This is a genomic window from Sulfidibacter corallicola, from assembly GCF_017498545.1.
Lineage (GTDB): Bacteria > Acidobacteriota > Holophagae > Acanthopleuribacterales > Acanthopleuribacteraceae > Sulfidibacter > Sulfidibacter corallicola.
Genome location: NZ_CP071793.1, coordinates 2,541,218 through 2,553,475 on the forward strand (window position 1 = coordinate 2,541,218; position 12,258 = coordinate 2,553,475).

The window sequence follows — 12,258 nt, forward strand, 5'->3', positions numbered from 1 at the left end:
GCGAGCATGCACCGCATGTTTTTTTCCGGTTGACACGACAAGGGTGTTGTGGGATCGTTTTTAAACAATTGTTTAATACGGTTGTTTAAAACGACTGTCGATTCTCCAGGAGCCGATCATGAGCCCGCCCAAAACGACCAAGCTCGTCGAAGAGACCCGCCAGGCTCTCTTCGACGCCGCCCGCGAAACCTTCGCCAAGGATGGCTTCCAAGGCGCTCGCGTGGACCGGATCGCCGAACGCGCCGGCGTCAACAAAGCCCTCATCAACTACCATTTCGGCGGCAAGAAACGGCTGTTTCACGCCATCATCGAAGACCTCACCCGCACCCTCGCCCAAAGCCTTCGCGATGCCATCGACCCCGACGCCCCGCCCGAACGACAACTCCGCTGTTTCATCCGACACATGGCCGCCAACGTCAAAGATCATCCTGAATTCCCGCGGCTCCTTTTACTCGAAACCGTCGAGGAAGATCCCATTCCCGACGGCCCTCCGCAACACCTGGCCCAGGTCCTCGAAATCATGGCGGGCATCATCGAAAAGGGCCAGCGACTTGGCGTTTTCAAGCCGATGAATCCTTTTTTCGCCCACATGCACCTGGTGTCGAGCTTCGCCCTCTACCAATTGACCGGCCCCCTGAGAGACCGGGTGGCCGAGCTGACGGCCCTACCCGAGCACAGCCTGTCCATGGACCACTTCATTGCCTTCGTGGAAGAACAAATCATGGCTGGATTCATGGTGACCCCACCCAAGGAGTAACCGCCCCGACCCGCCCGGATCGGGGAACGGCCCCATCGTCCCACCGCTCCCCTTCCCCGTGACCGGGCAGGCCCCACCAAATCTACCGAACCTCCACCGGCCCCCTCGCGCCGAGCGTGGCACCGCTTTGTCCGGATCGAAGCGGCGGCCGGAACGGACTCGGTGTGTCTCGAGATGCGACGGCACCATTTCGGCCGCCGCCGAACCTTTGAACGACGAAAGGAAGGACGACATGAGCCTTTACAAGCTATTGACTTCGTTAGCACTTAGCTGCCTGCTCCTCAACTGCTCGAAGCCCGAGGAGTTCACCTTCGACGAACTCCCCCGACCCGTGATCACCCAGGTGGTGCGTGCAGGAGAACCCCTGGACCAGCGCATCCTGACCGGCACGATCCAAGCCACCGAGGCCGTGCCCCTGGCTTTCGAAGTCACCGGCAAGATCGATCGCGTCACCGTGAACCTGGGCGACGCATTCGCGCAAGGCGATCTGCTGGCCCAACTGGAACAAACCAACTTCGACCTCACCGTCAAGCAACGCAAGGGCATGCTGTTGGAGGCCAAGGCCAGGTTGACGCGGGCCGAAAGCGACTTTCACCGAAAATCGGACCTGGTGAAGGAACAGGCAGTGTCCCGCGCGGCCTTCGAGGCCGCCGAAGCCGAATTCGAAGCGGCGCGGCAGGCGGTCGAAGTCGCGGCAGCCAGCCTGGCGCTCGCGCAGCAACACTTCGAGGATACGTTGCTGCTGGCGCCCTACGACGGCGTGGTCACCGGCCGCCTGATCGAGCCCAGCCAACAGGTGAGCGCCGGAGCACCGGCCCTGGCCATTCAAAATGTGGCAGGGCTCGAGGTCTCGGTGGCGGTCCCGGAGAACCTGTTGCACCGCATCCAGCTCGGTTCGCGCCACAAGGTCCGGTTCCCGGTGCAGAAGAAACGGGGCATCCTGGCCGTGATCACCGAGATCGGGGAACGCGCCCAGGCCAAGACGACCTTTCCGGTCACCCTGCTGCTCGACAGCCAGCCCGAGTTCCTGAAGCCCGGCATGACGGCGGAAGTCATCCTGGAACTGCCTCCCGAAAAGCCGGGCGCACCGGCCGGTACCTTTCCCATTCCCCTGACGGCACTGCGGGCGGACGCCCAGCAGGGTCAGCAGGTCTTTCTGTTCGAGCCCCAACCCGGTCGGGTCAGCCTGCGCTCGGTCCGCGTGGCCGCGCTGAACGGCACCCAAGCCTACATCTCCCAGGGCCTCCACGACGGCGATGTGGTGGTCGTCAAGGGCGTCCACTTCCTCCACGACGGCATGCGCGCCCGCCTGGTCGGGTCCAGCCCGGCCTGGTACCCCAACTAGGAGGCACCCATGAGTCTCAGTTCGATCGCCTTTCGCTACAAACGGCTGATGTTCACCATGGTCGTGGCATTGATGGTCTACGGCGTGGTCAGTTATTTCAAGCTGCCCGCGCGCGAAGATCCCAAAATCACGATTCGCGAGGCCCTGGTCCAGACCAGCCATCCCGGCATGCCGGCGGACCGCGTCGAAGCGCTGATCACGACCACCTTGGAGGAGGCCATCATCGAGATGCCCGAAATCAAGGAAGTTCGTTCCATCTCGCAACCGGGCCTCTCGATCATCCACGTGGAAGTGGAAGACATCTACTTCGACCTGGGCCAGATCTGGGACGACCTGCGCCAGAAGATCGAACCGGTCGTCGTGGATCTGCCGGAAGGCACCGCGACCCCCCTGATCAACGACAGCTTCGGCGACGTGGCGGTCGTCACGGCGGCGCTGCACGGCGAGGACTACCACATGGGCGAACTGTTCGACCTGGCCCAACACATTCGGACCCAGGTGTACGCCGTGGAGGGTACGGAAAAGGTCGAGCTGCTGGGCGTTCAGGAGGAGCGGATCTTCCTGGATTACTCGGACGCCGTCTTGGCGCGTTTCGACCTGACCCCGAGCCAACTGGCCGGCATCCTGCGCGCCCAGAACATCATTCAGCCAGGGGGCGAACTGGACACCGGCGAGCGCGCTTTTCTGATCGAGCCCACCGGCAACTTCTCCTCGGTGGCGGAGATCGGAGAAACCCTGATCCCGATCCCCGGCCAGGAGACGCTGGTACCGCTGCGCGATTTGGTCGCCGTGCGCCACGGCTTCGTGGATCCGCCGCGCCAAAAGGCCTATTTCAACGGCGAGCCGGCGATCATCCTGGCGATCACCATGCACGACACCACCAACGTGCTCTCGTTTTCACCGGAACTCAGCGCCAAGATCGACGCCATCAACCAAACGCTGCCCGCCGGAGCCCAACTGGACATCGTGACCTACCAGGCGGAGCAGGTCGCCAACGCCGTCTACGGGGTGACCAGCAACGTGCTGCAAACCCTGGCCATCGTGCTGATCGTGGTGATTCTGTTCCTGGGGATCCGGACCGGCCTGATCGTGGGCGCCATCGTGCCGACCGTCATGTTGATCACCCTCTCGATGATGTCGTTCACCGGCATCTTCCTGGAACGCATGAGCTTGGCGACCCTGATCATCTCGCTCGGGCTCCTGGTGGACAACGGCATCGTCATCGCCGAGGATTTTCTGCGCGGTCTCGAGGAGGGCGAAACGCGCAAACACGCCCTGATTCGTTCGGGACGCGAACTCGCCATCCCGCTTTTGACATCTTCCCTCACGACGATTCTGATGTTCATGCCGTTGATGCTGGCCGATCACGTGGCCGGCGAATTCACGCGCAACGTCTCCCTGATCATCCTCTACACCCTCTCCATCTCGTGGCTGGTGGCCCTCACCCTGACGCCGACGCTGTGCTACTTCTTCATCAAGGTCCCGAAAAAGCGTGACGACGTGAACGGGGAAGCACCGCGAGTACGCGATCTGACCCACCGGCTGTTCGACTCGATGAACCGGGGCTATCGCAAGGCGTTACAGTGGACCCTGCGACACCGGCCGCTCTTTCTGGTGGCCATGTTCGCGGTCCTGATCGCGGCCATCGGGCTCATGTCGGTCGTTCGAAAAGAGTTCTTCCCGAATTCGGATCGCACGCAGGTGTTGATCTACGCCGATTTCCCGCCCGATTCGACCGCACGGACCACCGACAAACGCATGCGCGAGGTCTCCGAATTCATCGACGACGATCTCACCTTTCCCCACGTGAAAAGCCTGGCCACGTACGTGGGATTCGGCGGGCCGCGCTTCGTGCTGTCGCTGACCCCGATCGATCCCTCTCCCTACAAGGGATTCATGGTGTTGAACATCGACGCCTTCGAGAATATCGACGCCACCATGGACACGTTGCGACACGAGCTGTGGCAACGCTTCCCCGATGTCAACTTCCGCGTCAACCGCATGTTCCTGGGCCCCACCGACAGCTCGGTCATCGAAATTCAGGTCAAGGGTCCGGACGCCGATTTCCTCTACGCCACGGCCAAGAGGATGGAGGGCATCCTGCGCGATGTCGACGACACGATCAGCGTGCGCAACGATTGGGAAGGCCGCGTCAGCCGCCTGCGCATCGAGGTCGACCAGCACCGGGCCAGGCGCGCCGGCGTGACCTCGCAAGACATCGCCAACGGGCTGCAGGCCTATTTCTCGGGCCGACCCATCTCCACCTTTCGCGAAGGCGACGACCAGTACCCCATCGTGCTCCAGGCCAGGTCCACCGAGCGTTACGACCTGAACCGCGTGCAATCCCTGCAGATCTATCCGACGAGCGGAGGTGCGGGCGTGCCGTTGATGGCGGTGGCCGAGGTGGAAACCGTCAACGACTTCGCGCGCTACGCCCACGAGAACCTGGTTCGCACGATCACGGTCTCGGCCAACAATCCTCTGATGTCGGCCGAGGTCCTGAAACCGGTGGTGGACGAACGGATCAGGGCCCTGGCCGCGGAAATGCCACCCAATCACGCCATCGAATACGACGGCGTCATCGAGATGTCGGCGGACGGTCAGGCCGCGCTGCGCAAGTACCTGCCGCTGTGCGTCGGTCTGATCTTCTGGGTGTTGATGGCGCAGTTCAATTCGTTCCGGCGCACGGGCATCATCTTCATCACGCTGCCGCTGCTGATCATCGGCGCGGCACTGGGCCTCTTCGTGATGTCGGCCCCGCTGGGGTTCATGGTCACGTTGGGCATTTATTCGCTGGCGGGCATCCTGGCCAACAACGCCATCGTCCTGATCGACCGCATCGATCTCGAACGCGCCCAAGGCATCCAAAGCGAATGGATGACGGTGGTCGACGCCTCGGTTCGGCGCCTGCGACCGATCCTGATGTCATCCGGAACGACGATTCTGGGCCTGCTGCCCCTGATCCTGTCGAAGGACGTGCTGTTCTACGGCATGGCGGTCGCCATCGCGGGCGGCCTGCTGGTAGGCACGGTGCTGACCCTGGGCCTGGTGCCGGTGTTGTACACCTACTTCTTCGGCATCGAAGCGGATGTCGCCCAAGAGGAACTGACGGAGGTAGCGGCATGAAAAAGCTGATTTTTTTGAGCTTCCTGTGCCTGGCAGGCTGCACGGTGGGGCCGGACTACCGGGCCCCGGAACGGGACCCGAAGCCCGAATGGGACAACCACTTCGCGGAGATCGTCAGCCAGGAGGCCCCCGTGGACGCGTGGTGGTCGCAGTTCGGCGATCCGCTGCTGGTCACCCTGCTCGAGGATGCGGCCAACCACAACCCGAACGTCAAGATGGCGGAGGCACGCATTCGCGAGGCCCGTGCCCAATCGAGGATCGCGTATGCGCGGGCCTTGCCGAGCGTCGACGCCAGCGCCGGTTACGAACGGTCGCGGCTCAGTGAGAACAGCCAATTCGGGCGCTTTCCCGGTATCGAACTCACCCAGGACAACTACCAGGTCGGTTTCGACGCCCGTTGGGAACTGGACCTCTGGGGCAAGGAGCGCCGGCGCAGGGAGGCCGCCGAGGCCGCGGTCACGTCGACCCTCTTCTCGGCAAAGGATGTCATGATCCGGATCTACGCGGAGGTGGCGCGCGCCTACACGGTCATGCGCGGCACCGATCACCGCATCCGTCTGCTGGAAGAGAACATCGCGCTGCAGGGCCGTACGCTGGAAACGATTCGCAAATTGGTGGACGGCGGCCAGGAAGATCGGTCTGCCGTCATTCGCGCCGAGGCCCTGCTGCGCCAGGTTCGGGCCCAATTGCCGGCACTGCGCGCCAACCGCCGGGCTGCGGCCTATTCGATCGCCGTGCTCACCGGCCGCGAGCCGGGTGCCCTGCTGGAGCAATTGCAACCGCGGCAGGACCTCTACCAGATTCCCGATATGGTGCGCGCGGGTCTGCGCTCCGACCTCCTGAAACGCCGTCCGGACATCCGCATGGCCGAACGGCGCCTGGCCGCCAGCACGGCCGAGATCGGCGTAGCCGTCGCCGATCTCTACCCGTCGGTCGGCTTGACGACCTTCGCCGGCATGGCCGGCACCCAATCCGGCAGCCTGCTCGACGCCGCCTCGGGGAACTGGGCGGTGTCGCCTTCGATTCGCCTGCCGCTGTTCGATCGCGGTCGGCTGCGGGCACTGGTCGAGGTCGAACGCGCCCAGGCCGAGAGCGCCTTGTATGCCTACGAACAAACCGTGCTCGGGGCCTTCCTGGAAGTGGAGACCGGGCTGACGCGTTACGGCGCGGCGCTGGCGACCCGGATCGAGCTGCGCGAGGCGGCCGAGGTGACGACCGAAGCGCTCAGGCTGACCCGGTTGCGGTTCGAAGCCGGTGAGGACGACTTGCTGGACCTGCTGGATGCCCAGCGCCAACTGGTCGAGACCCAAGACCGGCTGGCCTCGGCCGAGCAGGAGGTGAGAACCGAACTCGTCGCCGTGTACAAGGCTTTGGGCGGCGACTGGTAGGGCGCCGAGAGCCAAATGGGTGGTTTCCAGCCCGATCGGCGATGGCTGCGGATCTTACCCGGTCCCTGTAAGCTGCTCGATCCAAGAAACCACCCCTCTCAGGCCCGTGCCATGCTCCTCAATCGGATCCGATTTCCGCGGCGAGGCATTCCAGTACGATGGCCCAACCCTCGCGATAGCCGCCCGCCACTTGGTGACCGTCCAGTGCGGCCACCTGGATCGTCACGACCACCCGGGTTCCCGAATCCACGGGCAAGCCACCTTCCAGGCAATTTGGAACCACGAGCCAACGCCACGCACAGGCCCTTTGAATCAAAGGCATTGCATTTTTTTACAAAAAACCCTGTCCGGTTTTACAAACGGCTTTCTTAGCAGGAATAGGGACCGATGATGGTCTCCCGGACATCTCGGAGCCACCGGCGCATCAGCAATCGATGGTGTATCCAATGAGCCGTGGTTCCCGCGAGATCGTCCGTGACACGGACCTGGAAGGGGTCCGAATCGGGACACGTTTGTCCCGTTCATTCATTTTCTAGGAGAGACCTTATGTTTCTAACGCGGAACCCATGGCGTTCCTTGCTTTGCCTTCTAATCTGCTCTACCACGATGGCCGGCTCGGCCAAAATCGAAAAGGAGGTCTACGACGCCTTTTCCAATGACTTCGCAGCCATGCAAACCTACGGCGATACCGAAGAAAAAGGTGTGCGCGTCATCGTCCATCTCGACTCCGGCGGTGGGCTGACCAGCGACATGCAGGAACGCGATGACGACATCGCCCTGGACCTGCTCGCCGACGAGGTGTATCACGCCCAGGGATCGTTTTTGGAGAACCTGCAAAGCGTGGGGCTGCTGGAGCGCACCAGCACGGAAGGGCGTCCCCTCTTTCAGGTGGAGCTCTTGCTGACCTATCAACATGCGTTTGCGGCGACGGTCGCCAATGCCGAGGTTTTGGAAGAAATCGCGGCGTTCGAGCAGGTCGACAAAATCCAAATCGACCGTCTCAACAAGCTGAATACCGTTCAGGGCCGCAACCTCACCGGTTCGACTTGGGCGGCCAACTCCGGATTCCGGGGCAACGGCATCGGCGTCGCGGTCTTGGACACCAATTTCGACTTGCTGCATCCCGAGTTGGGCGGCAGGATCCAATTGCCGAACGGCGTCGTGGCCGCGGGTCGCAATTTTTCCGACAACTCGCCGGTTCACTCCCGCGTGCTCGATCGCTGTTTCCACGGGACCGGCACGGCCTCGATCGTGCGTCGCTATGCACCCGACGCCGATCTCTACGCCTTGGTCGTGTTCCCCAACGCCTACGACTCGGTCATCGCCGACGCGATCGACTGGTGTGTCGCCAATCGCAACGGCGTCAACGGCGGAAGCCGCATTCGCATCATCAGCATGTCGCTGGGCGGCGGTCGCTTCACCGGCACCTGCAACAACACCGTCGTCCACACCGCGGCCGGACTGGCGCTGCGCAACGGCATCGTGGTCCTGGCCTCGACCGGCAACGACGGCTGGACCGGCTCCATGGGTTCGCCGGCATGTTCCACCAACGTGATTTCGATCGGGTCGACCTGGGACGCGAACAACCCGAACTACGCCCCGTTCCCACCGGCGAACTGCAACGACACGAACCGGCGCGTCGACGAACGAGCCTGCTACTCCAACACCTCGCGGGTTCTGGATCTGTACGCGCCCTCGGAAGAGGTCATCTGCGCCCGTTGCGGCGGCGGCACCGCCCCGCTCGGCGGTACCTCCTCGGCCTGCCCGGCCGCCGCCGGCATGATCGCCCAGCTCTTCTCCGCCGATCAGAGTCTGTTCGGCAATCGCGCCGGCATCATCGAACGCTTCCAACGCACGGGTGTCCCGGTCATCGGCGATCGGGGCGAATTCCGCATGGACCTCCGAATGGCCATCGGCGATTGCGTGGATCCACCCGCCAACATGGTTGCCTGGTGGCCCCTGGACGAAAGGTCCGGAACCACGGCGAGGGATATCGCCGGAAACAACCATGGCACCAATCGCGGGTGTGCCTTCGGGTCGGGCCGGGTCGATGGGGCCTACTATTTCGACGGTAGCAGCGACCACATCAGCGTGCCGAGCCGGCCGGCCATCAACTTGGGCACGGGCGATTTCACCATCACGGCTTGGATTTGGACCGGCCAATCCGACGCCACCATCCTGACCAAGCGCAACGCGGCCGACAATCGTGGCTACCTGTTCATGGTCTACAAGAACCGCCTGCTGTTCCAAATGGCTGACAGCAGCGGTTTCTCCAACTTTTTCAGCAGCCGTGGCCCGGTGGTCAGCGACAACAAATGGCACCACGTCGCCGTTGTCGTCCGGCGAAACCTAACCAGATCGAGTGCTGTCTTTGTCGACGGCAACCACGTGTTCACCTTCAATCCCACCAGTCGGAGGGGGAGCCTGGACACCTCGGATCCCCTCAGACTGGGTCAAGGAGACGGCATTGCGGACGACCTCAGAGGCTACCTCGACGAAGTGACGATATACAAAAGCGTGCTTTCCGGGCACCAAATCCGCAATGAGTTTCTGGCCGGTGCGGAGGGTAAATGTAAATAGTGAAGCGCCGTGATCGGCGAGTCCGAGGGATCCGTGGCGACGCGGGTTCCCGGACCCGATCGGGCGATTCCTTTGTTCAACGAAACCACCCCTTGTGGCACTTGCTCGGAGTCCCCGAATGCCGAGAGATTCGTCGTGCCCGGTAGGTTCAGCCGCCGGCTGAACATTTCGAAGTGGTCCATGCAGGGAGTTCCCGCATGCTTTGAGAGTCGGCACCGAAGTAGGTTACCGGCCGACACCTCGAAGTGGTCAAGGCTTCGAAAGTTCGGGTCGCAACAGAGCGAAGCAGATAAGTCGGGCCTCCAGATCTCTCGATGGCGCAGAATATTTCTGCTCAACCTACAGGTTTTACGCCTCTTACGCGCGTGCGGGCTCCCCAAACCGGCTCGCTTCGCCTCGTTTCTTTCTCGAAATCGAGCTGGGTATGCCCGCTGGTACGCGGCTCTTTTGTAACAAACTGTATAAAGTTCGAAGATAAAGCTATAAACCTAAACAGGCGGATGTTCAGGGAGTTCGTCAATAAATGTCGGCCCAGCGCCCTGGGCGGGCACGGCCGGTATGGCACGGCCGGTATGGCACGGCCGGTATGGCACGGCACCTACCGCGACGACGCCGCTCTCGCGATGCGGGAACTATGGACAGTTCGACTTCGGTGGTGCGCCTCGAGGGAAACCTCTCGCTTCGCTCTTTGGCGTAATGACTTGTAGCTGCTTGGGTTGCTTCGATTGGTGGAGCAGGCTGCTCCACCTACAGGCACGACGCCGCTCTCGCGATGCGGGAACTATGGACGGTGCGACTTCGGTGGTGCGCCTCGAGCAAAACCTCTCGCTTCGCTCTTTGGCTTAATGACTTGTCGCTGCTTGGGTTGCTTCGATTGGTGGAGCAGGCTGCTCCACCTACAGGCACGACGCCGCTCTCGCGATGCGGGAACTATGGACGGTGCGACTTCGGTGGTGCGCCTCGAGGGAAACCCCTCGCTTCGCTCTTTGGCGTAATGAATTGTAGCTGCTTGGGTTGCTTCGATTGGTGGAGCAGGCTGCTCCACCTACAGGCACGACGCTCCTCTTGTAAATGCGGGAACTCCCAAGCGATTCACTTCGATTAGTTACACACTTGAAACCCAGTGGTCCGGCAATCCGGCCCTCGGCCTGAGCGGAGACTCAGGTCATGGTTTCACTCGGCCAGCAGCTTTTGGATCAGGGGCACGCCCTTGCGTACGTCCGGTGGCCGCAAATACAGCGGTGCCAATGGGTAGTCCGCCTCGGCGAGGTCGGCCGCCAGTCGCTCCGGAATCAGGGTCACCGGCTCGATGCCCAACACTCGGCTGTCCAGGCCTTCGATCGCGCCCGGCGACAGCCAGGCCCAACCCTCCGGCAGATCGGCCACGGCACTGGAAGCGCCCTCCCCCGCCGCCTTTCCGTCCTCGTAACAGGCGTAGAACACGAAACGTCCACCCGCCGGCACCACCAGGCCCTGGCGGCCGGATCCCAGCAGCGGCTCCAACAATTCGAATTTGGTGAAGCCGAACACGCGCGGCCCACCGGCGAACCGCAGCCCTTCGGCGGTCGCCAACCCGGCACGAATCCCGGTAAACGAACCCGGTCCGCGGATGAAACCCAATTTTTCCAGGGGTTCCCCGGTCTCCTCGGCCAGTTCCGCCAAGGCCGACAACACCACGTCGGCCGCCTTGCGATCGGGAAAACGACGGTCACCCGTTCGACCGTCGCGCGTGCGCCAGGCCAGGTGGGGCTGCCGATCCGAGAGGTCCCATGCCGCGATCATCGAGTGCGCCCCCATTCCTTGATGGCGTCCGCCAATCGCTCACAGGCTTCGTCCGTCAGGTTCAGGTGGAACACGGCGCGAACCGTCGACGGCGAAATCGCCAGGGTCTTGAGACCGCGTTCGGTCAGGTGGGCAACCAGATCGCCGGCCTCCGGGCGCTCGGTATGGATGATCAGGATGTTGGTTTGGGGTGCGACCGCCTCGAGCCACGGCAGGTTCTTGATGGTGCCGAACACCTCCTGGCACCGGGTGTGATCGCGTGCCAGCAACACGAGGTGGTGATCGAGGGCGTACAGGGCCGCGGCCGCCAACTGACCCACCTGGCGCATGCCGCCGCCCAACAGTTTGCGCAACGGCAGGGCCCGCTCGATCACGGCCTTCGAGCCCGCCAGCACGCTGCCGATGGGCGCGCCCAGCCCCTTGCTCACGCTCAACATGACCGACTCCACGTGTCGCGTCCAGGTCGACAACGACCGTCCCTGGGCGACGGCGGCGTGCCACAGGCGCGCGCCGTCCATGTGCAGCGGTACCCCTTTTTCCTGGGTGAACCGGTGCAGGTCCACCAGCTCCTCGACCGGATAGATCAACCCGCCGCCGATGTTGTGGGTGTTCTCCACGACGACGATGCCCGGCTGGGTCATGTAGTAGATCTCGGGGGCCCACACCTTCTGCAATTGTTCCAAATCCAAAAAGCCGTGGGTGTCGGGCACATCCACCTGGCTGAGCCCCGCCAGACTCGCGAAGCTGCCCAGCTCGAAGAGTTTGACGTGCCCGCGAGCCCCGCAATAGAGTTGCCGCCCCGGTTCCGTTTGGGCCATCAGCGCGACCAGGTTGGCCATGGATCCGGTGGGAAAGAAAAGCGACGCCTCCATGCCGGTCTCCGCCGCGATGCGGTCCTGCAAGGCGAGGACGGTGGGGTCCTCGCCGTAGACGTCGTCGCCCATTTCGGCCTCCATCATGGCGGCCTTCATATCGGGCGTCGGCAAGGTCACGGTGTCGGATCGAAAGTCGAATGCTACATCTTCGTAGGTGGCCATCTGTTCACTCTCGCTTGGGTAGGGTCAGGCGGTCCGCTGGCCCGATGGGATGGTCCCCGGGGCGATCGGCGCCATGAAAGGTCGGGGCGACGTGGACGCGTCCAGCGATCCGCGCGGGATGCACGCGTGCGCCGCGTACGCACCGGGGTATGGGTGCTGTAGATGTAACACAGTTGAGGCCTTGGGGCAAAGTGGGAGCCCGACCACGCACCGCGAGGACCAAGAGACGGACCCACGGAAATT

Annotated in this window: 8 protein-coding genes; 5 read left to right on the forward strand and 3 right to left on the reverse strand. The window is 63.0% G+C overall.

All coding sequences use genetic code 11. The features are described from left to right. Positions 1-118: 118 nt before the first annotated feature. From J3U87_RS07380 to J3U87_RS07395, 4 genes are all read left to right on the forward strand, one after another. Positions 119-757 (forward strand): TetR/AcrR family transcriptional regulator, encoded by a 639-nt coding sequence (locus tag J3U87_RS07380; protein ID WP_237382395.1) that lies wholly within the window; start codon positions 119-121, stop codon positions 755-757. Between the two features lie 232 nt (positions 758-989). Continuing rightward, positions 990-2,102, forward strand: a complete 1,113-nt coding sequence (locus J3U87_RS07385) for an efflux RND transporter periplasmic adaptor subunit (RefSeq protein WP_237382396.1) — start codon at positions 990-992, stop codon at positions 2,100-2,102. 9 nt (positions 2,103-2,111) lie between these two features. After that, a complete protein-coding gene (locus J3U87_RS07390) occupies positions 2,112-5,228 on the forward strand; it encodes an efflux RND transporter permease subunit (RefSeq protein WP_237382397.1) in 3,117 nt (1,038 codons plus the stop codon). Beyond that, positions 5,225-6,616, forward strand: coding sequence for an efflux transporter outer membrane subunit (locus J3U87_RS07395; RefSeq protein ID WP_237382398.1), 1,392 nt, complete (start codon positions 5,225-5,227; stop codon positions 6,614-6,616). The genes J3U87_RS07390 and J3U87_RS07395 overlap by 4 nt, the downstream gene beginning before the upstream one ends. A 118-nt stretch (positions 6,617-6,734) precedes the next feature. On the opposite strand, the gene J3U87_RS34970 is transcribed toward J3U87_RS07395, so the two are convergent. Then, the gene (locus J3U87_RS34970; protein ID WP_272932470.1) at positions 6,735-6,866 is read right to left on the reverse strand and encodes an SRPBCC family protein; all 132 of its coding nucleotides are present in this window, start codon (positions 6,864-6,866) and stop codon (positions 6,735-6,737) included. Between the two features lie 296 nt (positions 6,867-7,162). Between J3U87_RS34970 and J3U87_RS07400 the strand changes: the two genes are divergently transcribed. Beyond that, a complete protein-coding gene (locus J3U87_RS07400) occupies positions 7,163-9,196 on the forward strand; it encodes a S8 family serine peptidase (RefSeq protein WP_237382399.1) in 2,034 nt (677 codons plus the stop codon). 1,173 nt (positions 9,197-10,369) lie between these two features. On the opposite strand, the gene J3U87_RS07405 is transcribed toward J3U87_RS07400, so the two are convergent. Both J3U87_RS07405 and J3U87_RS07410 read right to left on the reverse strand, forming a co-directional pair. Next, positions 10,370-10,978, reverse strand: coding sequence for a hypothetical protein (locus J3U87_RS07405; RefSeq protein ID WP_237382400.1), 609 nt, complete (start codon positions 10,976-10,978; stop codon positions 10,370-10,372). After that, positions 10,975-12,015 carry a threonine aldolase family protein gene (locus J3U87_RS07410; protein ID WP_237382401.1) on the reverse strand — a complete coding sequence of 347 codons (1,041 nt, stop codon included), beginning with the start codon at positions 12,013-12,015 and terminating at the stop codon, positions 10,975-10,977. The genes J3U87_RS07405 and J3U87_RS07410 overlap by 4 nt, the downstream gene beginning before the upstream one ends. Positions 12,016-12,258: the final 243 nt, after the last annotated feature.